Genomic DNA, 25,715 nt, shown 5'->3' with positions numbered 1-25,715 from the left:
TTTAACCAGTGACTTCAACTGACAAGACCCCGTTCTACATCACCACGGCCATCACGTACCCCAACGGGGTGCCGCATATCGGCCACGCCTACGAGTACATCGCTACCGATGCGATGGCACGCTTCAAGCGCCTGGACGGGCACGACGTCTTCTTCCTGACCGGAACGGACGAGCACGGCATGAAGATCGCCCAGGCCGCCGAGAAGGAAGGCGTCACGCCCAAGGAGCTGGTGGACCGGAACGCCGGGATCTACAAGGCGGCGCACGCGGCCCTGGGGATCTCCTACGACCGATTCATCCGCACCACCGACGCCGACCACTATGCGGCATCGCAGGCCATCTGGAAGAAGATGGAGGCCAACGGGGACATCTACCTGTCCAAGTACGAAGGCTGGTACTCGGTCCGCGACGAGGCGTATTACGGCGAAGACGAGACCGTGGTCAAGGACGACGGCCTGCGCTACTCGCGCGAATCGGACACCGAGGTCACGTGGACGGCCGAGGAGAGCTACTTCTTCCGGCTCTCCGCCTACCAGGACAAGCTGCTGGCGCTGTATGAGGCGCACCCGGAATTCGGTGCACCCCAGTCGCGGTTCAACGAGGTCATCAGCTTCGTCAAGCGCGGCCTGGAGGACCTGTCCATCAGCCGGACCACGTTCGACTGGGGCGTTCCGGTGCCGGGCAACGACAACCACGTCATGTATGTGTGGGTCGATGCGCTCACCAACTATCTCACCGGCGTCGGCTACCCGGACGTTGAGTCGGAATCCTTCAAGAAGTTCTGGCCGGCCGATGTCCATGTGATCGGCAAGGACATTTCCCGGTTCCATGCCATCTACTGGCCCGCCTTCCTGATGTCCGCCGGGCTGGAACTGCCCAAGCGGGTCATGATCCACGGCTTCCTGCAGAACAACGGCGTCAAGATGTCCAAGTCACTGGGCAACGTGGTGGCACCCGCGGACTTCGTGTCCCAGTACGGACTGGACCAGGTGCGGTTCTTCTTCCTCCGCGAGGTCCCGTTCGGCGCGGACGGCAACTACAACCACGAGGCAATCGTGGGCCGGATGAACTCCGACCTCGCCAACAACTTCGGCAACCTGGCCCAGCGTTCGCTGTCCATGGTGGCGAAGAACTGCGAAGGCCGCGTTCCCGTCCCCGGCGCGTTCTCCGCCGAGGACGCCGCGCTGCTGGGCCAGGCGAAGGGCCTGCTGGAAATCTCGCGCGCCGCCTTTGAGAAGCAGGAATTCAGCCGCGCCCTGGAGGCAATCTGGGGCGTCCTCGGTGACACCAACGCCTACTTCGCCGAGCAGGCCCCCTGGGTGCTGCGCAAGACCGACGTCGAGCGCATGAACACGGTCCTGTATGCCACCCTGGAGGTGCTGCGGATCGTGTCGATTCTGGCGCAGCCGGTGATGCCGACGGCGGCCGCTGCCATCCTGGACACGCTGGGCCAGCCCGAGGGTGAGGCGCGCCAGTTCGCGGCTCTTGAAACGCCCATCGCCGCGGGCACGGCCCTGCCCGCCCCGGCCCCGGTCTTCCCGAAGTACGAGGAGCCCGCCGAGGCCTAGAGATATGAAGGTAGCCCCCGGTTTGGGGCTGGAACCTCCGGTTCAAAGAGAGTCGTGGGTTGCCGTGTGAATCATGGTTTCGCTGGTAGAGCCACATTTGAATTTTTGGAGGTTCCAGCCATGTCCCAGACTACAAGCCATGGCCGGTCACCGGGGGCTCACACTGGGGAATACCGGTTCATGAACCGGTGCAGGAACCGCTAGGAGGCGGCGCTGCGGAGGAGTTCCAGCAGGTAGGTTCCGTAGCCGCTCTTGACCAGGCCTTCGGCGCGCACGCGCAGTTCGTCATCGCTCAGGTATCCCAGGCGCCACGCGATTTCCTCGGGGGCGCCGATCTTGAGTCCCTGACGGTTCTCGGTGGTGCGGACAAAGTTGGACGCATCGTTCAGGTCACTGAACGTACCGGTGTCCAGCCATGCGGTCCCGCGGGGCAGGATTTCGACATGGAGCTTGCCGCGTTCCAGGTAGGTGCGGTTCACGTCGGTGATTTCGAGTTCACCCCGGGGTGAGGGGCTCAGGTTCTTTGCAATGTCAACGACCTCGTTGTCGTAAAAGTACAGCCCCGGTACCGCGTAGTGGCTCTTGGGATTCTCCGGCTTCTCTTCCAGGGAGATGGCCTTTCCGGAGCCGTCGAATTCGACCACCCCGTACGCCGTCGGATCCGAAACCCAGTACCCGAAGACAGCGCCGCCGTCGATGTCCCCGAAACGTCGCAGCTGCGCGCCCATGCCGGGGCCATAGAAGATGTTGTCGCCCAGAATCAGGGCAACAGGTTCGTTGCCGATGTGCCCGGCGCCCAGGATGAAGGCCTGCGCCAGTCCGTCGGGCGAAGGCTGCTGCACATAGCTGAGGTTGACGCCGAACCGGGAGCCGTCGCCCAGCAGCCGCTGGAACTGCTCGGCGTCCTGCGGGGTGGTGATGATCAGGATGTCCCGGATGCCGGCGAGGATAAGGGTGGACAGCGGATAGTAGATCATCGGCTTGTCGTAAACGGGGACCAGCTGCTTGCTCACTCCCATGGTGATGGGATGGAGTCGGGAGCCGGTACCGCCGGCAAGTATTATTCCGCGCATGCCCCAATCATTGCCGTCACTAACGGCCGCAGCAAATCGGGTACCGTAAGGAATTATGCAGCGACTTCTCGTCACCGGCGGCGCCGGCTTCATCGGTTCCAACTTCGTGCACTATGTCATCGAAAACACGGGCCACAGCGTAACCGTTGTGGACAAGCTCACCTACGCGGGCAACCTGGAATCCCTGGCGGGGCTTCCGGTAGGGCGGTTCCGGTTCGTGCAGGGCGACATCACCGACGCGGAACTCGTCGACGGGCTGGTGGCGGACAGCGACGTCGTGGTCCACTACGCGGCCGAGTCACACAACGACAACTCCCTGCACGATCCGCGCCCGTTCCTGGACACGAACATCATCGGCACGTACACGCTGATCGAGGCCGCCCGGAAACACGCCAAGCGCTTCCACCACATCTCCACCGACGAGGTCTACGGCGACCTGGAACTGGTTGATCCGGAGCGGTTCACCGAGAGCACCCCGTACAACCCCTCCAGCCCGTACTCGTCGACGAAGGCGGCCTCCGACCTGCTGGTCCGGGCCTGGGTGCGGTCCTTCGGCCTGCAGGCCACGATCAGCAACTGCTCGAACAACTACGGCCCGTACCAGCACGTGGAGAAGTTCATTCCGCGCCAGATTACCAACGTCATCGACGGGATCCGCCCCAAGCTGTACGGCAAGGGCGAGAACGTGCGGGACTGGATCCATGCCAACGACCATTCGTCCGCTGTCCTGGCCATCATCGCCAAGGGCCGGATCGGCGAGACGTACCTGATCGGCGCCGACGGCGAGCAGAACAACAAGGACGTCGTGGAGCTGATCCTCAAGCACATGGACCAGGCCCCGGACGCCTATGACCATGTGGTGGACCGCCCCGGCCATGACCTGCGCTACGCCATCGATTCCGCCAAGCTCCGCACCGAGCTGGGCTGGGAGCCGCGGTTCTCCAACTTCGACGCCGGCATCGAGGACACCATCGCCTGGTACCGGGACCACCAGGACTGGTGGCGTCCGCAGAAGGCGGCAACGGAAGCCAAGTACACGGAACAGGGACAGTAGAGCATGCCGATCGAGTTCTCCAAACAGCTCACCGCGCACGAAACGTCAATCCCCGGCGTCGTCCTCTACGACCTTCCGGTCCACGGCGACAACCGCGGCTGGTTCAAGGAGAACTGGCAGCGGGAAAAAATGGTGGCCCTCGGCCTGCCGGACTTCCGCCCGGTGCAGAACAACATCTCCTTCAACGAAAAGGCCGGGACCACCCGCGGGATCCACGCCGAACCGTGGGACAAGTTCATTTCCGTGGCCACCGGCCGGATCTTCGGCGCCTGGGTGGACCTGCGCGAGGGCCCGTCCTTCGGCGCCGTCTTCACCGCGGACCTCGACCCCAGCCAGGCCATCTTCATCCCCCGGGGTGTGGGCAACGGGTTCCAGACCCTGGCGGACAACACCGCCTATACCTATCTGGTCAACGACCACTGGTCCGCGGACGCGCAGGGCCAGTACACCTTCCTGAACCTCGCGGACGAGTCCGCGGACATCGCCTGGCCCGTGCCGCTGGAGCAGGCCGAGCTCTCGGATAAGGACAAGGCCCACCCCCGCCTCGCGGAGGTGGTCCCGATGCCGGCGAAGAAGATCCTCGTGCTCGGCGCCGACGGCCAGCTCGGCAAGGCCCTCCGGGACCTGTACGACGGCGACGCGTCCGTCGAGTTCGCCGGCCGCAGTGAGTTCGACCTCGGGGCTGAGGCGTCGTTCACCACCAGGAACTGGAAAAACTACTCCACGATCATCAACGCGGCCGCCTACACCGCCGTCGACGCCGCCGAATCGCCGGAGGGGAGAACCGCTGCGTGGGCCATCAACGTCACCGCCGTCGCCAGGCTGGCCAGGACCGCCGTCGAACATGACCTGACCCTCGTCCATGTCTCATCCGACTATGTGTTCGACGGCGCGACCGGGAGCCACGCGGAAGACGAAGCACTCTCGCCGCTGGGCGTGTACGGCCAGACCAAGGCCGCGGGCGACGCCGTCGTCAGCGTCGTGCCCCGGCACTACATCGTGCGCACCAGCTGGGTCATCGGCGAAGGCAACAACTTCGTCCGCACCATGGCGTCCCTGGCCGACCGCGGCATTGAACCGTCCGTCGTCAACGACCAGACCGGCAGACTCAGCTTCACCCGGGACATCGCAGCCGGGATCCGTCACCTGCTCGAGACGGGCGCGGAGTTCGGCACCTATAACCTGTCCAACGACGGCGAGCCCCAGTCATGGGCGGATGTTGCCGCGGACGTCTATGAGCTGTCCGGCGCCGCCCGCACGGATGTCTCGGGCGTCAGTACGGCAGAGTACTTCGGCGGCAAAGACGCCGCCGCCAGGCCGCTGAACAGCGTGCTTGAGCTCGGGAAAATCCAGGCCACGGGATTTCGTCCGCCCAGCGCCTCCAGCCGTTTGGCCGCCTACCTGGACTAGCAGGCGCCGATGCGCGGCGGATCCAACGCAAGGCACCTGGCTGTGCGGCGCATTTTGCTGATGATGTTCGCGGTCGCGGCCGCCCTCTCCGTGTTCTTCCCCGAGGCACTCACCCGGGTGGCGACGTTCCTTGGCATCGGACGCGGAATCGACCTCGTCCTCTACGGTGCGGTCGTCTCATTGTTCGTTTTTATGGCAATCACGTACCAGCGCTTCCGCCAGGCCGAAACCGCCCACCGACGCTCCCTCACGTCTCGCCGCTCCGGGGATTGACCTGCGAAACCTGAGGGAGCGTCGGGGATTGACCTGCGAAAGCTGAGGGAGCGTCGGGGCCCGGGATGTTCGGATGGTGAGACAACTTGACCAGAATGTGGATCCCTTGGCTACCCTGAAAAGATGAGCGCATCCACGATTGACCTGGCAGTTATCCCCGGCGACGGCATCGGCCCGGAGGTCATAGCCGAAGCCCTGAAGGTCCTCGAAAAGGCTGCCGCCGCCGAGGGGATCGTGCTGGCGCAGACGCACTACAAGCTCGGCGCGGAGCACTGGCTCGAGACCGGCGAGACGCTGCCCGAGGAGACCCTCGCGGACCTTCGCACCCGGGACGCCATCCTCTTCGGAGCGGTCGGCGCGGCCCCCGGCGACACCCGGATACCCTCCGGCATCATCGAACGCGAGATGCTGCTCAAGCTGCGCTTCAGCCTGGACCACTTCGTCAACCTGCGCCCCTCCCGGCTCTACGCCGGCGTCGGCAGCCCGCTCGCCACCCCTGGCGAGATCGATTTCATCGTCGTCCGCGAAGGCACCGAAGGGCCCTACGTGGGCAACGGCGGGACCCTGCGCGCCGGCACGCCGCACGAGGTCGCCACCGAGGTGTCCCTGAACACCGCCTATGGCGTGGAACGGGTGGTCCGGGACGCCTTCCGCCGCGCCAATGACCGGCCGCGCAAGAAGCTGACCCTCGTGCACAAGCACAACGTCCTGGTTTTCGCGGGCCACCTCTGGAAGCGCACCGTTGAGGCCGTGGCCCAGGAATTCCCGGACGTCACCCACGACTACCTCCACGTCGACGCCGCCACGATCTTCCTGGTCACCGACCCGGCCCGCTTCGACGTGATCGTCACGGACAACCTCTTCGGCGACATCATCACCGACCTCGCGGCCGCGGTCACCGGCGGCATCGGCCTCGCCGCATCCGGGAACATCAACATGGAACGCACCGCGCCGTCCATGTTCGAACCGGTCCACGGGTCCGCCCCGGATATCGCCGGCCAGCAGAAGGCCGACCCCACCGCCGCCATCCTTTCCGCGGCGCTCCTGCTGGACCACCTCGGCCATGCCCGCGCGGCCAGGAAGATCGAGGCGGCGGTCGTCGCCGACATCGAAAACCGCGACGGCGGCTTCCGCAGCACGAGCACCATCGGTGACGCCATCGCGGCCGCCGTGTAGGCAGCGCCTGCGGCGTCTCGCAACCGGCGTAAGCTTGTTTCGAATCACCAAAATGCTGCCGCGGCCCGACGATGAACCACCTATGTACACCCGGCAGCCGACCGTGGAGGAACCATGACCCAGACTGCCCATGGCGTCGAATTCACCCAGCAGCTTTCGGCGACCCCGACGCCCGCTGAAGAGCGTGCCGCCATCCTGGCGGCCCCTGGTTTCGGCAACTACTTCACCGACCACACCGCGATCGTCGACTACAGCGTCGACCTCGAGGGGAAGGGCGGATGGCACGATGCGCGCGTCGAAGCCTACGGTCCCATCTCCCTGGACCCCTCCGCCGCGGTGCTGCACTACGGGCAGGAGATCTTCGAAGGGCTCAAGGCCTACCGCCACGCCGACGGCTCCATCTGGACGTTCCGCCCCGAGGCCAACGCCGCCCGGATGAACCAGTCCGCGCGCCGCCTGGCCCTCCCCGAAATCCCGGAAGACTACTTCCTCGGGGCCATCCGCCAGCTGGTCTCCGTGGACAAGGAATGGGTACCCTCCGGCGACGGCGAGGCCCTGTACCTGCGGCCGTTCATGATCGCCACCGAGGCCTTCCTCGGCGTCCGCGCGGCCCGTGAGGTGTCCTTCCGCGTCATCGCCTCGCCGGCGGGCAACTACTTCGGCGGCGAGCTGAAGCCGGTGTCGATCTGGATCTCGCGCGAGTACGCCCGCGCCGGCCGCGGCGGCACCGGTGCCGCCAAGTGCGGCGGCAACTACGCCGCCTCGCTCATCGCCCAGCAGGAGGCCGAGGCCCACGGCTGCAAGCAAGTCCTCTTCCTCGACCACTTCAACGACAACGCCGTCGAGGAGCTCGGCGGCATGAACGTCTTCTTCGTCATGAAGGACGGTTCGCTCGCCACCCCGGCGCTGACCGGGACCATTCTTGAGGGCGTCACCCGGTCCTCCGTGATGCAGGTGGCCAGGGACATGGGCCGGGCCGTCGCCGAGCGGAAGATCACCCTGGACGAGTGGCGCGACGGCGTGGTCTCCGGCGACATCGCCGAAGTCTTCGCCTGCGGCACCGCCGCCGTCATCACCCCGATCGGCGTCCTGAAGGACAATACGGAGTTCATCGGTTCCGAGGACGCCAAGGCGGGGGAGACCACCATGGCCATCCGCGCGACCCTCCTCGGCATCCAGACCGGCACCGTGGAAGACACCCACGGCTGGCTTACCCGCCTCGCCTAGGCAGTCTTCCAGGGTTTTTAAGCGTCCGACGGCGGCTCCCGCCATCCGGTGTACCACCGGAAGCGGAGGCCGCCGTCGCCGTTTAAGGCCCCGGTGAACGCACCGTGACATCACCGTCCAGCTGCTGGCGTAACCTGGCCGGCCCGCACGGCCGGCCCCGTGCCCTGCGGCCCGCCGGGTGCAAAAATGGAACCGTGACCACGGACAACCCTAGAATCCTCCGCAGCAGCGAACTGACGCGCTTCCGGCTGGCGCCCAATCCGGGACCGATGAGCCTGGCCGGCACCAACTCCTACCTGATCGCGGCCCCCGGCGCGGCAGGGACCGTCGTGGTGGATCCGGGGCCCCTCGACGAGGAGCACCTGCAGGAGCTGGCGCAGGCCGGAGCCGTGGAGCTCATCCTCATCACGCACCGGCACGCAGACCACACCGCCGCCGCCGCCCGTTTCGCCGAAATCACCGGCGCCCCCGTGCGCGCCGCGGACCCGGCCCACTGCCACGCGGGCAGCCCGCTGCGGGACGGCGAGGTCCTGCAGGGGGCCGGGGTGGAAATCAGGGTGCTGGCGACTCCGGGCCACACCTCCGATTCCGTCTCCTTCCACCTGCCCGACGACGGCCCTGCCGGCTCGGTGCTGACCGGGGACACCATCCTGGGGCAGGGGACCACGGTCCTGGATTACCCCGACGGCACCCTCGGCGACTACCTGGACTCCCTGGACCGGCTGGAGCGCCTCGGGCCGGCCATGGTCCTGCCCGCGCACGGTCCCGTGCTGCCGGCACTGGACACCGTGGCCCGCGCCTACCGTGACCACCGGCAGGAACGCCTCGCGCAGATCCGGGCCGCCCTGGAAATCCTCGGCCGGGACGCCGCGCCCGAAGCGGTGGCCGACGTCGTCTACGCCGACGTCGGCCCGGCGGTGCGCCGGGCGGCGGAACTCTCCGTGGCCGCCCAGCTCGACTATCTGCGGTCCCGCAGCAGGTAGGCTTGGGGCCATGCGCATCGCCCGGTTTGTAGTCGATTCTGATCCCCTCTACGGCATTGTTGACGGTGACCCCGGCAGCGAGGAAGTCACCGTCATCAAGGGCGACCCCTTCTTCCACGGCGTGGAGCGGACGGCCGAGACGCACAAGCTGGAGGACGTCCGCCTCCTGGCACCGATCATTCCCCGCAGCAAGGTCATCGGCGTCGGCCGCAACTTCGTGGAGCACGCCGAGGAACTCGGCAACGAGGTCCCGCAGCAGCCGCTGCTCTTCCTGAAGCCGAACACGTCCGTGATCGGCCCCAACGATCCGATCATCCTGCCGGAGTTCTCCGAGGAAGTGTCCTTCGAGGCCGAACTGTGCGTGGTCATCGGCCGGATCTGCAAGGACGTGCCCGAGGAGCGGGTCGACGACGTCGTCTTCGGCTACACCTGCGGCAACGACCTCACGGCCCGCGACGTCCAGAAGACGGACCTGCAGTGGGCCCGGGCCAAGGGCTTTGACACCTCGGCGCCGCTGGGGCCGTGGATCGAGACCGAACTCGACACCGAGGACCTGCGGATCCAGGGCCGGCTCAACGGCGAACTGCGCCAGGACGGCAGCACCAGCCAGATGATCCGCGGCGTCCGCGAACTCGTGTCCCTCGTCTCGCAGGCTTTCACCCTGCTGCCCGGCGACGTCATCATGACCGGCACCCCTGCGGGCGTCGGCCTCGTCCAGGCGGGGGACCGCTACGAGGTGGAGATCGAGGGCATCGGCCGGCTCTCCAACCCGGTGGTGCGCCGGTAGCGGGCATTTTCGTTGGTTCGTCGGGGGACTAGCGGGGCCAAGATCTCGTCGCGCCGGGAGGACATGCCCATTCGTCGCGCCCGCGACCGGACATAACCGGAATATGCCCATCCGCCGGCCCCGGCATGGGGCATGTCCTTGAGCCCGGCCACCCCGCCGCCCGGATCTGAACTCCCGGCTAACTAATGAAAATGCCCGCCAGCGCCCCGCCTGTGCGGATTTAATGCATGGTCGCGTGAACGGATGTCCCGTCTGGGGCAGGCGATGCCTTCGTTGGAGATGCGGCGCCAGGGTTTCAGCAGCACCTTGGAGTAGCCGTCCACGCGATTGTCGAACTTGTCGTAGGCGTCCGGCACGTCCTTGAGGGCCACTTCCTGCGAGACGATCCATGACGGGCCGGACTTGCCGCGGATTATCCGCGGGGGTCGGCGGGGTCCGCGGACGCCGCAGGGGACCGCCGTTGCCCGGCCATGCGGCTGCACCGTCACCGGCATACAAGCCGGGATGGTCCGGCCCCTGCGCCCCACCCAGTCGTCCCCCGTATCCGATTGCACTCCGCGTCTAATCGTCATCAAATCCACTCTTGACCGGCGATACTTACCGATATATCTTTAGGTATCGCCGAATGATCGGTGAGTATCAGAAAATCTCAACTGTAGTGGAAGGACGATGCCCCTATGAAAGGCATTCACGACAACAAATTCACCGGACTCGGACCGGAAAGGGAACGCTTCGAACGCGGCCGGAGCCGCCGCGGACCCCATGGACACGGCGGGTTCGGGCCGGGCGGCGGGTTCGGACCGGGCCGCGGATTCGGCCCGGGTTTTGGGCCGGGCTTTGGGCCCGGCGGATCACGCCGGGCCAGCAAGGGCGATGTCCGCTCGGCAATTCTCTCCCTCCTGGCCGAATCGCCATCCAACGGCTACGGGCTGATCAAGACGATCGCGGAGAAAACGTCCGGAGCCTGGCGGCCAAGCCCGGGCTCCGTTTACCCGACGCTGCAGCAGCTCGTCGATGAAGAACTCATCACACCGGTCGGCGATGGCCGGCGCACCGAGTTCACACTCACCGATGCCGGAAGGGCGTACGTCACCGACCACGCCGAGGAACTGGACAACGCGTGGAACACCGATCCCCAGGGCTCCGGGCCCGCGTTCCACCAGAGCGTGGGAAAGCTGATGGGAGTCATCCACCAGTTCCGTTTCTCGGCAACCGATGAACAACGCAAGGCCGCCATGGAAAAAATCGACGAAACGCGCCGCGCGCTGTACCACATCCTCGCCGACTAGATTCATGAGCCGCCGGCTGCCGGGCTCCCCGGCGGAACGGTGTTCGGAGTTCGCGTCCGGGCAGGCGGTAAAGTTGGAGTCACTATGACTACTCCTTCCGCGCCCCACACCGCCCCCAGCGAAGCCCCCGGCTCCGCGCTGTCCGCGGTCACCGCCGAGACCCCTGTCCGTGTCCGGTTCTGCCCGTCGCCCACCGGCACCCCGCACGTCGGCCTGATCCGCACCGCCCTTTTCAACTGGGCGCACGCCCGGCACACCAAGGGCACCTTCGTGTTCCGGATCGAGGACACGGACGCGGCGCGCGATTCAGAGGAGAGCTACCAGCAGCTGCTCGAGGCCCTCAAATGGCTCGGCATCAGCTGGGAGGAAGGCGTGGAAGTCGGCGGCCCGCACGAGCCGTACCGCCAGTCGCAGCGCCTGGACCTCTATAAGGACGTCGTCGCCAAGCTGATCGACGCCGGTTACGCCTACGAGTGCTACTCCTCGCCGGAGGAGGTCGAGGCACGCCACCGCGCGGCCGGCCGCGACCCCAAGCTCGGCTATGACAACTTCGACCGCGAACTCTCCGAGGAGCAGCTGGCGGCGTTCAAGGCCGAGGGCCGCCGGCCCGTGCTCCGCGTGCGGATGCCGGATGAGGATGTCACCTTCACCGACCTGGTCCGCGGCGAGATCACCTTCAAGCCCGGCAGCATCCCGGACTACGTCATTGTCCGGGCGGACGGATCCCCGCTGTACACCCTGGTCAACCCCGTCGACGACGCCCTGATGGGCATCACCCACGTGCTCCGCGGCGAGGACCTGCTCTCCTCCACCCCCCGGCAGGTCGTGCTGATCCGCGCGCTCATCGAGATCGGCGTCGCCAGCTACATGCCGGTCTTCGGGCACCTGCCCTACGTCATGGGCGAGGGCAACAAGAAGCTCTCCAAGCGGGACCCGCAGTCCAACCTGTTCCTGCTCCGGGACCGCGGCTTCATCCCCGAGGGCCTGCTCAACTACCTCTCCCTGCTCGGCTGGAGCCTGTCCGCGGACGAGGACATCTTCACCGTGGAGCAGCTGATCGAGCACTTCGACGTCAAGGATGTGCTGGCAAACCCGGCCCGCTTCGACATCAAGAAGGCCGAGGCCATCAACGGCACGCACATCCGGATGCTCCAGCCGGACGACTTCCGCGCCCGGCTGGTGCCATACCTGCAGGCCGCGGGCCTCGTGGGGGACACCCTCACCGCCCGCCAGCAGGAGATCCTCGGGGAGGCGGCACCGCTGATCCAGGAGCGCATCGCGCTGCTGGGCGAGGCCCCCGAACTGCTCGCCTTCCTGTTCAAGGACGACGGCGCGATCGACGTCGCCGATGACGCCCGCAAGGGTCTCCCGGAGAACCTGGCCGAGGTCCTCGACGCGGCCCTGGCGGCGCTTGAGCCCCTGGAAGACTGGAGCGCCGAAAACATCCAGGCCGCCCTGAAGGAAGCCCTCGTGGAGGGGCTCGGGGTCAAGCCGCGGCTGGCCTTCGGCCCGGTCCGCACGGCCGTGTCCGGCCGCCGGATCTCCCCGCCGCTGTTCGAATCAATGGTCATCCTGGGCATGGACTCGTCCCTGGCCCGGCTGCGGGCGTTCCGCGGCTGATGATGACCGCACCCGAGGCCGCGGACGGCGTCCTGGCCACCGGCCTCGGCGCCGTCCGCGGTGTCCTCTTCGACATCGATGACACCCTGGTGGACCTCGAGTTCGCCATGACGACGGCGCTGCGCGACGTCAGCGAGCACCTCCTGCCCGGCCTGGACCAGGCCGGGTGGGAGAAGTTCGGACGGATCTTCACCCACGAGACCACCCACTTCTACGACCGGTACCTGGCCGGCGAGCTGAGCTTCAACGAGCAACGCCTGCTCCGCGGCGGGGCCGCGCTGAGGCACTTCGGCGTGGAGCTGGAGCCGGGCGAGCCGGCGCAGCACTGGGTCAGCTCCTACGCGAGCCTCCAGCACAGCTACATCCGGGCCTTCGACGACGTCACGCCGCTGCTCGATGCCCTGGATGCCGCCGGCATCCCGTACGGGGCCGTGAGCAACAATGTCCACGACTACCAGCGCGTGAAACTGGACGCCGCCGGGCTGGCACGCATCAGCGTCCTGGTGGGCACCGACACCGTCGGCGTCCCGAAGCCGGATCCGGCCATTTACCTGGAGGGCGTCCGGCGCCTGGGTACCGGCGCCGGCGAAACGCTGTACATCGGGGACAACCGCCTGCTGGACGCTGAAGGCTCGACGGCGGCCGGCCTGCTGGGCGTCTGGCTGAACCGCGGCGGGGAGCCGGCCCCGGGCTTCCTCGGACGAGAGGTCGGCTCCCTGCTGGAGCTGCTGGCCTGACGGCAGCCGCACCTGCTGTGATGGAGCTAACGGCGCTCGATTTGTGCGCGGCAGAACTGTCGGGTAAAGTAATTACTCGTGCTGAGGCGCCGGGAGCGCGGGTTTTGACCCGGGAATCCGGCCCGAAAGTTCCATTGGGATATGGTGTAATTGGCAACACTACGGTTTCTGGTACCGTCATTCTAGGTTCGAGTCCTGGTATCCCAGCTCTGAAATCCGCGGAACTCCGCGGCTGATCAGGGGTTTTGAATCGGCTGGTCCGATTTGAAACGCTTGCTGAGTGTATGAAACAATCACTTGGCTGGACGGCAGAGATGCCGTCCTGGAAAGTACACGGCCCCATCGTATAGCGGCCTAGTACGCTGCCCTCTCACGGCGGTAACGCGGGTTCGAATCCCGCTGGGGTCACAGCTGAAACGGTCCCGGGCATCAGCCCGGGGCCGTTTTTCGCACCCCGGAAAGTTCCCCGGAGAGTCCACCGGAACCGGCTCCTTGCCGCGGAGAGCCCCGGCCGGCCCCCTGGTAGCCCCCAACTGGCATGATGATGCTGTGAGCGCCAACGAAACCCCCGGGAAGCAGCCGACGGCAGCGCGGTCCAGCGCCGCCGTCGAACTGCTCGAAGAAGTCCACCGCGACCTCGCGGCAAGCTCCCTCCCGCTCGCCCTCCCCGGCGCGGACGCCGCCCGGCGGGACATCCGCAACGCCCTCGCCCAGCTCGATGACTACATCCTGCCCCGCTTCCGCAGCCTCGACGCGCCCCTGCTCGCCGTGGTGGGCGGCTCCACCGGCGCCGGAAAATCCACGCTCGTCAACGCCCTGGCGGGGCACGCCGTCACCCGCGCCGGGGCCATCCGTCCCACCACCCGCCAGCCCCTCATGCTGCACCACCCCGACGACGCGGCCTGGTTCGAGGACCGGCGGGTGCTGCCGGGCCTGAGCCGGATCCGCGGCACCGCGGCCCGTGATCCGCTGCCCGCCAACCAGGCCGGACCGGCCCCCGGGGCCGGGGCCGTCTCCTCGCTCGTGCTGCTCGCCGACGCCGCGGTGCCCGCCGGGATCGCGGTGCTGGACGCCCCCGACGTCGACTCCGTCGCCGAGGACAACCGCAGGCTGGCCGGCCAGCTGCTGGCGGCCGCGGACCTGTGGATCTTTGTCACCACCGCCAACCGCTACGCCGACGCCGTGCCGTGGCGCCTGCTGCTGGACGCCGCGTCCCGCGACATCACCGTGGCCGTGGTGCTGGACCGTGTCCCCCCGGCGGCCGAAGAAGAAGTCAGCGCGGACCTGCAGGCCATGCTGGGCCGTGAGGGGCTGGGCGGAGCGCGCCTGTTCGTGGTGCCGGAAACCGCGCTGGACGCGATGGGGATGCTGCCGCCAGCCGCCGTGGAGCCGCTGCGGTCCTGGCTCGCTGACCTCGCCGCGGATGCCGCCGGCCGGGCGGACATTGCCCGCCGTACCCTGAACGGCACTGTCAGGGCGCTGGTCAGCCGGGTCGAGACGGTGGCGCAGGCCGCCGAGGCCCAGGAACGCGAGGCCGGGGTCCTCGCCCAGGAGGCCCGCGACGCCTACCAGGACGCCGTGGCCAGGATCCTGGAGGCCACCCGGGACGGGGCGCTCCTGCGTGGCGAGGTCCTGGCCCGCTGGCAGGACTTCGTCGGCACCGGCGAGTTCTTCCGGGCGATGGAACAGAACATCGGACGCCTCCGGGACCGTGTGGGCGCGTTCTTCCGGGGCGAGCCGACGCCCGCGGTCCGGGTGGAAACCGCGATCGAAACCGGGCTGCAGGCCGTGATCATCGATGAAGCCGCCAACGCCGCGGAACGAACCGACCAGCGGTGGCGTTCCGATCCGGCCGGCCGCCAGCTGCTGGGCGGCGACGACCTTTCCGGGACCGGCGCGGGCTTCGGCGACAAGGTGGCCGAGGAAATCCGGGCCTGGCAGGGGAGCCTGATGGAACTGATCCGGACCGATGGCCAGGACAGGCGCACCCAGGCCCGCTGGCTGTCCTTCGGCATCAACGGCCTGGGCGCCGCCCTCATGATCGTGGTGTTCTCGATGACCGCCGGACTGACCGGGCTGGAGATCGGCGTCGCCGGCGGGACCGCCGTCGTGGGCCAGCGGCTCCTGGAAGCGGTGTTCGGCGACGACGCCGTGCGCCGCCTGGCCAGGACCGCCCGGGATGACCTGCACGCCCGCTGCCAGGGCCTGCTGGCGGCCGAGCAGCAGCGTTTCCTGGCCCGGCTCGACCTCTCCGGGGGCGTACCGCCCGCCGTGCTGGCGGCGCACGCCGCGGCGCTGCGCCGGCTGGCGGTGTCCGCGTGAGCCGCCACGGAGCGGTCCGGGAAGCCCCAGCCCTGCAGCGCCGGCTCGAGGCCCTCGACGAGGCGCGGAACCTGGCCGCCGGCGTCCTGCCCCAGGAGACCCTGGACGAGGCGCTCCAGGTGCTGGACCGTGCCAGCTCCCGGCGCTCCCTCTCGGCAGGCCACACCGTGGTGGGCTTCTTTGGCGCCACGGGCAGCGGCAATTCATCGCTGTTCAACGCCGTCAGCGGGGCGGAAATCGCGACGGCGGCCGTCCGGCGCCCGACGACCTCCGAACCCCTTGCCGGTGTCTGGGGTGCCGACGGCAGCGGGGAGCTGCTGGACTGGCTTGAGGTCCCGAACCGCCACCACGCCGCCCCGGTCCCCGGGTTCGCCGACGAGGGCACCGGCCTGATCCTGCTGGACCTGCCGGACTTCGACTCCACGCAGGCAGCCCACCGGGAGATTGTGCAGCGGTTGGTGGGGCTCGTGGACGTGCTCGTCTGGGTGCTGGATCCGCAGAAGTACGCCGACGCGGCGGTGCACAATGATTTCCTGACGCCCCTGGCCTCCCACGGGGCCGTCACGCTGGTGGTGCTGAACCAGCTCGACAGGCTGCCCGCCAATGATGTCCGTCCGGTGCTGGAATCGCTCAAGGGCATCCTGGCGCGGGACGGCCTGGGCACGGTGCAGGTCCTCGGCGCCTCCGCCGTGGCGGGAACCGGGGTGGCGAAGGTCCGTGACGCCATCCGCCAGACGGCGATGCAACGGCAGGCCATCTCCCAGCGGCTCGCCGCGGACGTCGCCCGGGCCGCCGCCAACCTCGCCGCCGCCTCCGGAACAGGGGAGGCGGCAGGCGCCAGGGCTGCGAGCAAATCCAGGCTGGCGGAGCAGCTGGCCGTGGCCGCCAACGTCCCGCTCGTCGTCGACGCCGTGGTCCGCTCCTACCGGCAGGAAGCCACGCGCCGCACCGGCTGGCCGGTGACCCGCTGGCTGGTCCGGTTCCGCCCGGATCCGCTGCGCCGGCTGCACCTGCGCCGGGAAGGCACCTGTCCGGAGCTGAACCGGACCTCGCTGCCGCCGGCAGGGGCGCCCGAACGCGCGCGGACGGATGCCGCGGTCCGCGAGTTTGCGGACGCCGCGTCCGACGGCGCCCCCGGCCCCTGGCGCGCCGTCATCCGCGGCGCTGCCCGGGAAGGCCGGGACGGGCTCCCCGACGCGCTGGACCAGGCTGTTGCCTCCGCTGAGCTGAAAGCCGGCAGACCGTCCTGGTGGTGGACAGTGTTCAACGTCATCCAGTGGCTGGCGCTCCTGGCCGTCCTGGGCGGATTCGGATGGCTCGGCGTGCTGGCCGGGCTGGGCTACCTGCAGCTGCCCGTCCCCGAGGTGCCGCGGGTGCAGGGCTGGCCGGTACCGACGGTGATGATCGGCGGGGGAGTGCTGCTGGGCGTCATCCTTGCCGTCGCGGCGAAAGCCATCGCGGGCGCCTCCGCCCGGGCGCGTGGTGCGGCGGCCCGGAAACGGCTGAAGTCCGCCGTCGGCGCCGTGGCCGAGAAGTTCGTCGTGGAGCCGGTGGAACGGGAGGTCGGGCGGCTCGCGTCCTTCAACAAGGCCGTGGCGGCGGCGCGGTAGGGGCCAGGCCTGCCTACAACGACGCCTGCCTACAACGAGGCCGGCTTACAGCAACGCTGCGGCGTCGCGGACCTTGATCATGGTGCGCAGGTTCCGCGTGGTGGTGGCCGCCTTGTACTTCGGCTTCGAGGAGAGTTTGCTGAACGGGCTGTCGAGGGTTCCGCCGGCGGGCGCGAGCCAGGCCATGGCCTCCGGGCCCAGGCGGGCCAGCTCCGTTCCGTCCAGGGCACGTCCGGCTTCGTAGAGTTCGGCGAGCACGTCCGGGTCAGAGGCGAGGGTGAGATACGTGTGGGTGGTGGCGTCGTCCGCGGGGTAGGGGCAGGCTGCCACGAGTTCGGCCACGCGGGCTGCGGCCAGCACCACCACCCAGGCGTCGTAGCCGAAGGCCTCCCGGAGGCAGGCCTCGAATTCGGCCTTCACGCCGGCCGGATCAAGTCCGCTGGCGAGCACGACGTTGCCGCTGGCCAGCAGGGTCTTCACGCCGGAAAACGGCCGGGACTTCAAGGCTTCCCTGAGATCGGCCATCTTGATGTTGATGCCGCCCACGTTGATGCCGCGCAGGAACACCGCATAGCTGTTCATGGGCACAGCCTAGCTGTATCAGTCGCTGGTCTTGCGCAGCGCTTCGGTCAGGACGCGGGCGGCGTTGCAGACCACCTCGGCGTGCAGCCGCCCGGGCTGGCGGGTCAGCCGCTCGATCGGACCGGAAATCGACACGGCGGCGATCACCCGGCCGGACGGGCCGCGGACGGGGGCCGAAACGGAGGCGACGCCCGGCTCGCGTTCGCCCAGGCTCTGGCCCCAGCCCCGGCGTCGGACTCCGGCCAGGACGGTGGGCGTGAAGCGGGCGGACTGCAGCCCCTCCAGGAGGCGGTCGTGGTCCTCCCAGGCGAGCAGCACCTGGGCTGCGGAGCCGGCCTTCATGGACAGCTGGGTGCCGACGGGAATGGTGTCGCGCAGGCCGATGGGACGTTCGGCGGAGGCGACGCAGACCCGCCAGTCGCCCTGGCGGCGGAAGATCTGGGCGCTCTCGCCGGTGGCGTCACGCAACTGCATCAGCACGGGGCCCGCGGAGGCGATCAGCCGGTCCTCGCCGGCGGCGGAGGCCAGCTCCACAAGGCGGCTGCCGAGCACGAACCGGCCCTGGATGTCCCGGCTGACCAGCCGGTGGTGGACCAGCGCCAGGGCAAGCCGGTGCACGGTGGGCCGCGCCAGCCCCGTGGCGGCAACAAGCTGCGCCAGGGTGGTGGGGCCGGCCTCAAGTGCGTCAAGCACATGGGCCGCTTTATCGATGACGCCGACTCCACTAGAATTGTCCATGTAATGATATTGCCGTCTCAATATCTGAGATGCAAATCATTTCGCTGGCGCATTCAATGCGAGTGCTGATTCAGTGGAAACAACAAGCCCGCATGAACAAAAACAGCAGTGAAGGGAGATGGCCATGGCAAAGACATTGGCCGAGAAAGTCTGGGACGCGCACGTGGTGCGCAAGGGCGACGGCGAGGGAGCCAACGCCCAGCCGGACCTTCTCTACATCGACCTGCACCTGGTGCACGAGGTGACCTCCCCGCAGGCCTTCGAGGGCCTGCGCCTCGCCGGCCGGCAGCTGCGCCGCCCGGACCTCACCATCGCCACCGAGGACCACAACACCCCCACGCTGGACATCGACAAGCCCATCGCCGATCTCACCAGCCGGACCCAGATCCAGACCCTGCGCAACAACTGCCAGGAGTTCGGCGTCCGGCTGCACTCCCTCGGCGACGCCGAACAGGGGATCGTCCACGTGGTCGGTCCGCAGTTGGGCCTCACGCAGCCCGGCATGACCGTGGTCTGCGGCGATTCGCACACCTCCACGCACGGCGCCTTCGGAGCCCTGGCCATGGGCATCGGCACCTCCGAGGTGGAGCACGTCATGGCCACCCAGACGCTGTCCCTGAAACCGTTCAAGACCATGGCCATCAACGTCGAGGGCACGCTGCGCCCCGGCGTTTCCGCCAAGGACATCATCCTGGCCGTCATCGCCAAGATCGGCACCGGCGGAGGCCAGGGCTACGTCCTGGAATACCGCGGCTCCGCCATCCGGGCACTGTCCATGGAAGCCCGGATGACCATCTGCAACATGTCCATCGAGGCCGGCGCCCGCGCCGGCATGGTCGCCCCGGACCAGACGACCTACGACTACATGTACGGCCGCCCGCATGCGCCCCAGGGCGCCGAGTGGGACGCCGCCGTCGAATACTGGAACACCCTGCTCACCGACGAGGACGCCACGTTCGACGTCGAGGTGGACCTCGACGCCGACACGCTGGAACCCTTCGTGACCTGGGGCACCAACCCCGGCCAGGGCGTATCGCTGTCCTCCAAGGTCCCCTCGCCCGAAGACTTCGGCGACGAGAACGCCAAGGCCGCCGCTGAGCGGGCACTCTCCTACATGGGCCTGGCGGCCGGGACGCCGATGAAGGAAATCCGCGTGGATACGGTGTTCCTGGGCTCCTGCACCAACTCCCGGATGGAGGACCTCCGGGCCGCCGCGGACATCATCCGGGGGCGCCAGAAGGACCCGAACGTCCGGATGCTCGTCGTCCCCGGCTCGGCCCGGGTCCGCCTCGAGGCCGAGGCCGAAGGGCTGGACAAGGTCTTCACGGACTTCGGCGCCGAATGGCGCTTCGCCGGCTGCTCCATGTGCCTGGGCATGAACCCGGACCAGCTGGAACCGGGGGAGCGCTGCGCCTCCACCTCCAACCGCAACTTCGAGGGACGCCAGGGCAAGGGCGGCCGCACCCACCTGGTCTCCCCTGTCGTGGCAGCGGCGACGGCGGTGCGCGGCACCCTGAGCTCGCCGTCCGACCTGGAGCCCGCTCAGGACTCCGCCGCCTTCCGCATCGACGCAGCGTAACTCCACACAGCCTAGAAGGATCCGCCATGGAAAAGTTCACCACCCACACCGGAATCGGCGTGCCGCTGCGCCAGAGCAACGTCGACACCGACCAGATCATCCCCGCCGTCTACCTCAAGCGCATCACCCGCACGGGCTTCGAGGATGCCCTGTTCGCGGCCTGGCGCAAGGATCCGGCGTTCATCCTGAACCAGGAGCCGTTCAGCGCCGGCTCCGTGCTCGTGGCTGGCCCGGACTTCGGCACCGGCTCGTCCCGGGAGCACGCCGTCTGGGCGCTGAAGGACTACGGCTTCAAGACAGTGCTGTCCTCGCGCTTCGCGGACATCTTCCGCGGCAACTCCGGCAAGCAGGGGCTGCTGGCCGCCGAGCTGGCCCAGGATGACATCGAACTCATCTGGAAGGAGCTGGAAAACGCCCCGGGCACCCCGGTCACGGTGGACCTCGTCTCCAAGACGGTCCAGTGCGGCAACCTCGTGGCGCCGTTCGAGATCGACGACTACACCCGCTGGCGCCTGCTGGAAGGCCTCGACGACATCGGGCTGACGCTCAAGCACGAGGAAGACATCACCGCCTTCGAGGCCACCCGGCCCGTATTCAAGCCGTTGACGCTGCCGGCCAAGCTGTCCTGACCCAACCATGTCCTGGCCCACCCCCGTCCAGCTCCTTTCCCGGCGCCCCTCGATCTCTGCCGGAGCGGCCCGTATTTCAGATCGGTAACGCAAGCTCCTATGCTTAGCTGGAGCCTTTGTAGGGATTTGGGGGCGAGTAGTCGTGAGGAAACCGGTAAATGAGTAGTGTTCTGACAATCCGCGGAGGCGTCCCGCTGACTGGCCGCGTCACCGTCCGCGGGGCCAAGAATCTCGTCCCCAAGGCGATGGTTGCCGCCCTGCTGGGCAACGAGCCCTCCGTGCTGCGCAACGTCCCCGAAATCAAGGACGTCGAGGTTGTCACCAGCCTGCTCCAGATCCACGGTGTCACCGTCGAGAAGGACCCCGTCACCGGGGACCTCACGCTGGACCCGAAGGGCGCCAGAACGGCCTCCAGCACGGCCATCGACGCCCACGCCGGCGATTCACGCATCCCGATCCTGCTGTGCGGACCGTTGATCCATGCCCTCGGCGAGGCCTTCATCCCGGACCTGGGCGGCTGCAAGATCGGCGACCGCCCCATCGACTACCACCTCAACGTCCTGCGCCAGTTCGGTGCCGTGGTGGAAAAGCGCCCCGGCGGCATCCACATTTCGGCGCCCAACGGACTCCACGGCGCCAAGATCGCCCTGCCGTATCCGTCCGTCGGCGCCACGGAGCAGGTGCTGCTCAGCGCCACGCGGGCCGAAGGCATCACCGAGCTCTCCGGCGCGGCGACCGAGCCCGAAATCGTCGACCTCATTGCCGTGCTGCAGAAAATGGGCGCGATCATCAGCGTCCAGACGGACCGCACCATCAGGATCGAAGGCGTCCGGGACCTCGGCGGCTACAACCACCGAGCCCTCTCCGACCGCAACGAATCGGCATCCTGGGCCTCCGCCGCGCTCGTCACGCGGGGCGACATCTTCGTGGAGGGCGCCACCCAGCGCGACATGATGACGTTCCTGAACACCTACCGCAAGGTCGGCGGCGGAATGGACATCGGCGACGACGGCATCCGCTTCTACCACCGCGGCGGCAAGCTCAACCCGCTGGTCCTCGAAACGGACGTCCACCCCGGCTTCATGACGGACTGGCAGCAGCCCCTGATCGTCGCCCTGACCCAGGCCGAGGGCGTCTCCATCGTCCACGAAACCGTCTACGAGAACCGCTTCGGCTTCACCGAGGCCCTGATCCGGATGGGCGCCAACATCCAGGTCCACCGCGAATGCCTCGGCAGCGTGCCGTGCCGCTTCGGCCAGCGCAACTTCCTGCACTCCGCCGTGATTTCCGGGCCGTCCCAGCTCAAGGGCACCGATATCGACGTGCCCGACCTCCGCGGCGGCTTCAGCCACCTGATCGCGGCCCTCGCCGCCACCGGCACGTCACGGGTCACCGGAATCGACATCATCAACCGCGGCTACGAGCGCTTCACGGAGAAACTCGCGGGCCTGGGCGCCGATTTCGACATCACGTCGGCCAAGTAGCTGGGACTGAAGTGAAGGAATCGGCGAAGAGCCACATCACCTTTGTCGTTGTCGCCGGGATCGTCCGGCCCGTCATGAACCTGCTGATGAACAAGAAGTGGGAAGGCCTCGAAAACCTCCCGGCCGGCGGCTTCATCGCCGTTCCCAACCACTGCACCGAGATCGACCCGCTGGTGGTGGGGCACCTGCTCTACAACCAGAAGCGGATGCCGCACTTCCTGGCCAAGGCCGGCCTGTTCAAGGTGCCGCTGGTCGGGGCGGTGCTGCGCGCGGTCAAACAGATCCCGGTGGAACGCTCGACGGCGGGGGCCCACCGCTCGCTGCAGCTCGCCCGGGAAGTGGTGGACGAGGGCGGCGCCATCGTCATCTACCCCGAGGGGACGCTCACGCGGGACCCGGAGCTGTGGCCGATGAAGGGCCACACCGGTGCCGCCCGGATGGCGCTGGAGGGCGGCATCCCCCTCGTTCCCATGGCCCACTGGGGAGCCCATGAGGTCTTTCCCCGCTACGCCAAGCGGCTACACATCCTCCCGCGCAAGACCTCCCGCGTTCTTGTGGGTCCCCCCGTGGACCTCAGCGCCTTTTCCGGCCGTCCGCTGGACAAGGCGACCCTCACCGAGGCCACCAACGTCATCATGGACGCCATCACCGGGCTGCTCGCCACCCTGCGCGGCGAAGAGCCGCCGGCGCTGCGCTGGGACCCCTCGGCGCACAAGCAGGCAAAGCATGGCCGGTTCGTCGCGCGCGGGGAAACTGACGGCCGTACCGGCACTACACGAGAAAATACTGGGGACTTTAGCGAATGACCATCAACCTAACCCGTGGACCCTCTGCAACCACCGTAGCCGTCCTCGGGGCAGGCTCCTGGGGGACCACTTTTGCGAAGATCCTCGCCGACGCGGCCGCCGCTTCCGGAGCCGACGGCAACATCCGCCTCTGGGGCCGGCGCCGGGAAGTCGTGGACCAGATCAACACGCTGCACCGGAACGAGCAGTACCTCAAGGACATTGCCCTCCCGCCCGCCATCACCGCCTCGACCGACGTCGCAGAGGTCCTCGCGGGGGCGGAGCTGGTGGTCCTGGCCGTCCCCGCGCAGACCCTGCGCCCGCAGCTGCGCGAATGGAAACACCTGGTGGCGCCCGGCGCCCTCGTGGTGTCCCTCATGAAGGGCCTGGAGCTGCATTCCGACTCACGCATGAGCGAAGTCATCTGCGAGGAGCTCGGCATCATGGCCACCCGGGTGGCCGTGGTTTCCGGACCCAACCTGGCCATGGAGATCGCCCGGGAAGAACCCACCGCCTCCGTGGTGGCCTGCACAGATTCTGCGGTCGCAGCCCGGGTCGCCCGGAGCTGCACCGCACCCTACTTCCGCCCGTACACCACCACCGACGTGGTCGGCGTCGAAATCGGCGGCATCGTCAAGAACATCATTGCGCTGGCCGTCGGCATCTGCGAGGGAAAGAAGATGGGCGACAACACCAAGGCCTCCGTCATCACGCGAGGACTGGCCGAGACCTCCCGGCTGACGCTCGCCCTGGGCGGCGAGGCGCGGACGATGGCAGGACTTGCAGGCCTGGGCGACCTCGTGGCGACCTGCTCCTCGCCGCTGTCCCGCAACCACACCGCCGGCCGGCTGCTGGGCACGGGACTGACCCTGGAACAGGTCACCGCGGAAATGACGCAGACCGCCGAAGGGATCAAATCGGCCCAGGCCGTGCACGAACTCGCCGGAAAACTCGACGTCGAGATGCCCATCACCGCCGCCGTCGTCGCCGTGCTGGCCGGAAAACTGTCCGTAGACGAACTGGGACCGCTGCTGCTGTCCCGGGACCTGAAAGCTGAAGGCGATTACTGAGAGTGTCGGAAAATAACGTGACCACAGAGGGCCGCGCAGGCCAGTCCAGGCCCCGGGTGGCGGTGCTCTTCGGCGGCCGCTCGAGCGAACACGCCGTCAGCTGCGTGACCGCGGCCGGGGTGCTCGGGGCGATCGACAGGGACAAGTACGAGGTGATCCCCATCGGCATCGCCAAGACCGGCCAGTGGGTGCTCGCCTCCGGCGACGTCCAGGACTGGTCGCTGGCGGCGTCCTCGCTGCCTGAGGTGGAATCCTCGGCGCAGACCGTGACCCTGGCCGAGATCGGCGGCGAACACCAGCTGATCGTGGCCTCCCCGAACGAGGTCCCGCTGGAACTGGGGTCCGTTGACGTCGTCTTCCCGCTGCTGCACGGGCCGTTCGGCGAGGACGGGACCATCCAGGGCTTCCTGGAGCTCTCCGACACCCGCTACGTCGGCGCCGGCGTGCTGGCCTCCGCCGTCGGCATGGACAAGCACTTCATGAAGGTGGTCTTTGAATCCGCCGGGCTCCGTGTGGGGCCGTACGTCGCGGTGACGGACCGGCAGTGGCGCAAGGATCCCGAGACGGTCCGCAAGCGCGTGGACCGGCTCGGCTTCCCGGTGTTCGTGAAGCCGGCCCGGGCGGGATCCTCCATGGGCATCTCCAAGGTCGACTCCATGGAGGGCCTGGACGCCGCGATCGAGGTGGCCCGCGGGCACGATCCGAAGCTGGTCATCGAGGCCGGCATCACGGGCCGCGAGATCGAATGCGCCGTGCTGGAGGGCCGGGGAACCGATGCTCCCCGGACGTCCATGCCCGGCGAGATCTCCGTGGCCGGCCGCGGGCACGAGTTCTATGACTTCAACGCCAAATACGTGGAGGACGACGCCGCCGCGCTGAGCTGCCCGGCCGACCTCCCCGAGGAAGCGATCGCCCGGGTCCGCGAACTGGCCGCCGTCGCGTTCGACGCCGTCGGCGCCGAGGGGCTGAGCCGGGTCGACTTCTTCTACACGCCCGAGGGCGAGCTGATCATCAACGAGATCAACACCATGCCAGGGTTCACGCCGAAGAGCATGTACCCGCAGATGTGGAAGGCCTCGGGGATGGGCTACGCGGAGCTGATCGACGAGCTCATCCACCTGGCGCTGCACCGCAGGACCGGCCTGCGGTAGGGCGTTTTCTCCGGTGGTCGAGCGGGTGCCGGTGGTCGAGCCTGTCGAGACCCTACTTGCTGGTCGGCAGGTTCTGCAGGTCTTCCTGGCCCACGCAGTTCCGCGTCGCGGCGATCTTCGCGGCGGGGACGGCCAGATCGGCCAGCACCGTGGCCGAACTGATCTTGTCCGGATCCATCAGGATCTCCGTGGCCGGCTCGCGCCCGAACGTGGTCAGCGTCCACACCGGGCTGCCCTCCTTGATGACCCAGTCGACGCCGTTCACGGTGACGCAGCGGTCCGTGGTGGGTCCGGGGACGTTGACGCCGCAGCGCAGGACCACGAGGGAGGGATCACCCCACGCCGCCGTCGCCTGGCTGTTCGTCTTCCGCAGCCTGGCCTCGCCGATGGCGTCGGGCAGGGCCAGCATCATCGGCGCGCAGGCCGCACTGGCGGCATCCTTCGCGGGCGCGACGTCCACCACCGGCGAACAGCCGCTCAGCACAAGCCCTGCGGCGGCTGCGGCCGCCAGCATACGGAGGTGCGGACGGACGGAACCCTGGGCGCGGAGCTGGTGCATCCTCCAAGC

The 25,715-nt window shown here is 68.1% G+C and carries 24 protein-coding genes and 2 tRNA genes; 21 read left to right on the top strand and 5 right to left on the bottom strand.

Annotated elements, in window-relative coordinates:
* Positions 1 to 8 precede the first annotated feature (8 nt).
* Positions 9 to 1,568 (top strand): methionine--tRNA ligase, encoded by a 1,560-nt coding sequence (metG, locus tag J9611_RS04770; RefSeq protein WP_211878181.1) that lies wholly within the window; start codon positions 9 to 11, stop codon positions 1,566 to 1,568.
* Between the two features lie 200 nt (positions 1,569 to 1,768).
* Here the strand turns inward: metG and rfbA are convergent, their stop codons facing one another.
* Complete coding sequence (gene rfbA, locus J9611_RS04765; protein ID WP_211878178.1) at positions 1,769 to 2,641, bottom strand: glucose-1-phosphate thymidylyltransferase RfbA; 873 nt, start codon at positions 2,639 to 2,641, stop codon at positions 1,769 to 1,771.
* A gap of 55 nt (positions 2,642 to 2,696) precedes the next feature.
* Between rfbA and rfbB the strand changes: the two genes are divergently transcribed.
* From rfbB to J9611_RS04730, 7 genes are all read left to right on the top strand, one after another.
* Complete coding sequence (gene rfbB / locus J9611_RS04760; RefSeq protein ID WP_211878176.1) at positions 2,697 to 3,695, top strand: dTDP-glucose 4,6-dehydratase; 999 nt, start codon at positions 2,697 to 2,699, stop codon at positions 3,693 to 3,695.
* Positions 3,696 to 3,698: 3 nt separating this feature from the next.
* A complete protein-coding gene (locus tag J9611_RS04755) occupies positions 3,699 to 5,105 on the top strand; it encodes a sugar nucleotide-binding protein (protein WP_211878174.1) in 1,407 nt (468 codons plus the stop codon).
* A gap of 9 nt (positions 5,106 to 5,114) precedes the next feature.
* A complete protein-coding gene (locus J9611_RS04750; protein ID WP_211878172.1) occupies positions 5,115 to 5,378 on the top strand; it encodes a DUF2304 domain-containing protein in 264 nt (87 codons plus the stop codon).
* A 123-nt stretch (positions 5,379 to 5,501) separates the two neighbouring features.
* Positions 5,502 to 6,554 (top strand): 3-isopropylmalate dehydrogenase, encoded by a 1,053-nt coding sequence (locus tag J9611_RS04745; protein ID WP_211878170.1) that lies wholly within the window; start codon positions 5,502 to 5,504, stop codon positions 6,552 to 6,554.
* Between the two features lie 114 nt (positions 6,555 to 6,668).
* Positions 6,669 to 7,781, top strand: coding sequence for a branched-chain amino acid aminotransferase (locus J9611_RS04740; RefSeq protein ID WP_211878169.1), 1,113 nt, complete (start codon positions 6,669 to 6,671; stop codon positions 7,779 to 7,781).
* Positions 7,782 to 7,975: 194 nt separating this feature from the next.
* A complete protein-coding gene (locus tag J9611_RS04735; protein ID WP_211878168.1) occupies positions 7,976 to 8,764 on the top strand; it encodes an MBL fold metallo-hydrolase in 789 nt (262 codons plus the stop codon).
* A gap of 10 nt (positions 8,765 to 8,774) precedes the next feature.
* Entirely contained in the window at positions 8,775 to 9,551 is a 777-nt protein-coding gene (locus J9611_RS04730) for a fumarylacetoacetate hydrolase family protein (protein WP_211878166.1), read from the top strand.
* A 182-nt stretch (positions 9,552 to 9,733) separates the two neighbouring features.
* Here J9611_RS04730 and J9611_RS04725 read toward each other — a convergent pair whose 3' ends face one another.
* Positions 9,734 to 9,922 carry a hypothetical protein gene (locus tag J9611_RS04725; RefSeq protein WP_211878164.1) on the bottom strand — a complete coding sequence of 63 codons (189 nt, stop codon included), beginning with the start codon at positions 9,920 to 9,922 and terminating at the stop codon, positions 9,734 to 9,736.
* A 306-nt stretch (positions 9,923 to 10,228) separates the two neighbouring features.
* On the opposite strand from J9611_RS04725, the gene J9611_RS04720 reads away from it, so the two are divergent.
* From J9611_RS04720 to J9611_RS04690, 7 genes are all read left to right on the top strand, one after another.
* Complete coding sequence (locus J9611_RS04720) at positions 10,229 to 10,840, top strand: PadR family transcriptional regulator (protein WP_211878162.1); 612 nt, start codon at positions 10,229 to 10,231, stop codon at positions 10,838 to 10,840.
* Between the two features lie 84 nt (positions 10,841 to 10,924).
* The gene (gene gltX / locus J9611_RS04715; RefSeq protein ID WP_211878160.1) at positions 10,925 to 12,460 is read left to right on the top strand and encodes a glutamate--tRNA ligase; all 1,536 of its coding nucleotides are present in this window, start codon (positions 10,925 to 10,927) and stop codon (positions 12,458 to 12,460) included.
* 2 nt (positions 12,461 to 12,462) lie between these two features.
* Complete coding sequence (locus tag J9611_RS04710; RefSeq protein WP_211878224.1) at positions 12,463 to 13,197, top strand: HAD family hydrolase; 735 nt, start codon at positions 12,463 to 12,465, stop codon at positions 13,195 to 13,197.
* A 135-nt stretch (positions 13,198 to 13,332) separates the two neighbouring features.
* Positions 13,333 to 13,404 (top strand) — tRNA-Gln (locus J9611_RS04705).
* 128 nt (positions 13,405 to 13,532) lie between these two features.
* Positions 13,533 to 13,605 (top strand) — tRNA-Glu (locus tag J9611_RS04700).
* Between the two features lie 141 nt (positions 13,606 to 13,746).
* Complete coding sequence (locus J9611_RS04695) at positions 13,747 to 15,519, top strand: dynamin family protein (RefSeq protein ID WP_211878158.1); 1,773 nt, start codon at positions 13,747 to 13,749, stop codon at positions 15,517 to 15,519.
* On the top strand, positions 15,516 to 17,129 hold the full coding sequence (locus J9611_RS04690) for a GTPase (RefSeq protein WP_211878156.1): 1,614 nt from the start codon (positions 15,516 to 15,518) through the stop codon (positions 17,127 to 17,129). The genes J9611_RS04695 and J9611_RS04690 overlap by 4 nt, the downstream gene beginning before the upstream one ends.
* A gap of 45 nt (positions 17,130 to 17,174) precedes the next feature.
* Here the strand turns inward: J9611_RS04690 and J9611_RS04685 are convergent, their stop codons facing one another.
* Both J9611_RS04685 and J9611_RS04680 read right to left on the bottom strand, forming a co-directional pair.
* Positions 17,175 to 17,711: a DUF1697 domain-containing protein gene (locus tag J9611_RS04685; RefSeq protein WP_211878154.1), complete on the bottom strand. Its 537-nt coding sequence runs from the start codon at positions 17,709 to 17,711 to the stop codon at positions 17,175 to 17,177.
* A gap of 18 nt (positions 17,712 to 17,729) precedes the next feature.
* A complete protein-coding gene (locus tag J9611_RS04680) occupies positions 17,730 to 18,449 on the bottom strand; it encodes an IclR family transcriptional regulator (RefSeq protein WP_211878152.1) in 720 nt (239 codons plus the stop codon).
* A 124-nt stretch (positions 18,450 to 18,573) separates the two neighbouring features.
* Here J9611_RS04680 and leuC point away from each other — a divergent pair, with 124 nt between their 5' ends.
* From leuC to J9611_RS04650, 6 genes are all read left to right on the top strand, one after another.
* Entirely contained in the window at positions 18,574 to 20,028 is a 1,455-nt protein-coding gene (leuC, locus tag J9611_RS04675) for a 3-isopropylmalate dehydratase large subunit (RefSeq protein WP_211878150.1), read from the top strand.
* A gap of 26 nt (positions 20,029 to 20,054) precedes the next feature.
* Positions 20,055 to 20,657 (top strand): 3-isopropylmalate dehydratase small subunit, encoded by a 603-nt coding sequence (gene leuD / locus J9611_RS04670; RefSeq protein ID WP_211878148.1) that lies wholly within the window; start codon positions 20,055 to 20,057, stop codon positions 20,655 to 20,657.
* A 158-nt stretch (positions 20,658 to 20,815) separates the two neighbouring features.
* Positions 20,816 to 22,141 carry a UDP-N-acetylglucosamine 1-carboxyvinyltransferase gene (gene murA / locus J9611_RS04665; RefSeq protein ID WP_211878146.1) on the top strand — a complete coding sequence of 442 codons (1,326 nt, stop codon included), beginning with the start codon at positions 20,816 to 20,818 and terminating at the stop codon, positions 22,139 to 22,141.
* Positions 22,142 to 22,152: 11 nt separating this feature from the next.
* Entirely contained in the window at positions 22,153 to 22,947 is a 795-nt protein-coding gene (locus J9611_RS04660) for a lysophospholipid acyltransferase family protein (protein WP_211878144.1), read from the top strand.
* The gene (locus tag J9611_RS04655; protein ID WP_211878142.1) at positions 22,944 to 23,996 is read left to right on the top strand and encodes an NAD(P)H-dependent glycerol-3-phosphate dehydrogenase; all 1,053 of its coding nucleotides are present in this window, start codon (positions 22,944 to 22,946) and stop codon (positions 23,994 to 23,996) included. Before J9611_RS04660 ends, J9611_RS04655 begins: the two co-directional genes overlap by 4 nt.
* Before the next feature lie 2 nt (positions 23,997 to 23,998).
* Complete coding sequence (locus tag J9611_RS04650) at positions 23,999 to 25,147, top strand: D-alanine--D-alanine ligase family protein (RefSeq protein ID WP_211878141.1); 1,149 nt, start codon at positions 23,999 to 24,001, stop codon at positions 25,145 to 25,147.
* A 52-nt stretch (positions 25,148 to 25,199) separates the two neighbouring features.
* Here J9611_RS04650 and J9611_RS04645 read toward each other — a convergent pair whose 3' ends face one another.
* The gene (locus J9611_RS04645; RefSeq protein ID WP_246527382.1) at positions 25,200 to 25,661 is read right to left on the bottom strand and encodes a DUF3515 family protein; all 462 of its coding nucleotides are present in this window, start codon (positions 25,659 to 25,661) and stop codon (positions 25,200 to 25,202) included.
* Positions 25,662 to 25,715 lie beyond the last annotated feature (54 nt).

This window comes from Pseudarthrobacter albicanus (assembly GCF_018224015.1).
GTDB classification, from domain to species: Bacteria; Actinomycetota; Actinomycetes; order Actinomycetales; family Micrococcaceae; genus Arthrobacter; species Arthrobacter albicanus.
The sequence above is the reverse complement of the archived record's forward strand: the minus strand, read 5'-3'. Positions and strand labels throughout refer to the sequence as shown.

Coding starts and splice junctions, on each gene's coding strand:
- rfbA (WP_211878178.1), bottom strand. CDS start 2,641: ATGCGCGGAATAATACTTGCCGGCGGTACCGGCTCCCGACTCCATCCC.
- rfbB (WP_211878176.1), top strand. CDS start 2,697: ATGCAGCGACTTCTCGTCACCGGCGGCGCCGGCTTCATCGGTTCCAAC.
- J9611_RS04755 (WP_211878174.1), top strand. CDS start 3,699: ATGCCGATCGAGTTCTCCAAACAGCTCACCGCGCACGAAACGTCAATC.
- J9611_RS04750 (WP_211878172.1), top strand. CDS start 5,115: ATGCGCGGCGGATCCAACGCAAGGCACCTGGCTGTGCGGCGCATTTTG.
- J9611_RS04745 (WP_211878170.1), top strand. CDS start 5,502: ATGAGCGCATCCACGATTGACCTGGCAGTTATCCCCGGCGACGGCATC.
- J9611_RS04740 (WP_211878169.1), top strand. CDS start 6,669: ATGACCCAGACTGCCCATGGCGTCGAATTCACCCAGCAGCTTTCGGCG.
- J9611_RS04730 (WP_211878166.1), top strand. CDS start 8,775: ATGCGCATCGCCCGGTTTGTAGTCGATTCTGATCCCCTCTACGGCATT.
- J9611_RS04720 (WP_211878162.1), top strand. CDS start 10,229: ATGAAAGGCATTCACGACAACAAATTCACCGGACTCGGACCGGAAAGG.
- gltX (WP_211878160.1), top strand. CDS start 10,925: ATGACTACTCCTTCCGCGCCCCACACCGCCCCCAGCGAAGCCCCCGGC.
- J9611_RS04710 (WP_211878224.1), top strand. CDS start 12,463: ATGACCGCACCCGAGGCCGCGGACGGCGTCCTGGCCACCGGCCTCGGC.
- J9611_RS04685 (WP_211878154.1), bottom strand. CDS start 17,711: ATGAACAGCTATGCGGTGTTCCTGCGCGGCATCAACGTGGGCGGCATC.
- J9611_RS04680 (WP_211878152.1), bottom strand. CDS start 18,449: ATGGACAATTCTAGTGGAGTCGGCGTCATCGATAAAGCGGCCCATGTG.
- leuC (WP_211878150.1), top strand. CDS start 18,574: ATGGCAAAGACATTGGCCGAGAAAGTCTGGGACGCGCACGTGGTGCGC.
- leuD (WP_211878148.1), top strand. CDS start 20,055: ATGGAAAAGTTCACCACCCACACCGGAATCGGCGTGCCGCTGCGCCAG.
- murA (WP_211878146.1), top strand. CDS start 20,816: ATGAGTAGTGTTCTGACAATCCGCGGAGGCGTCCCGCTGACTGGCCGC.
- J9611_RS04655 (WP_211878142.1), top strand. CDS start 22,944: ATGACCATCAACCTAACCCGTGGACCCTCTGCAACCACCGTAGCCGTC.
- J9611_RS04645 (WP_246527382.1), bottom strand. CDS start 25,661: ATGCTGGCGGCCGCAGCCGCCGCAGGGCTTGTGCTGAGCGGCTGTTCG.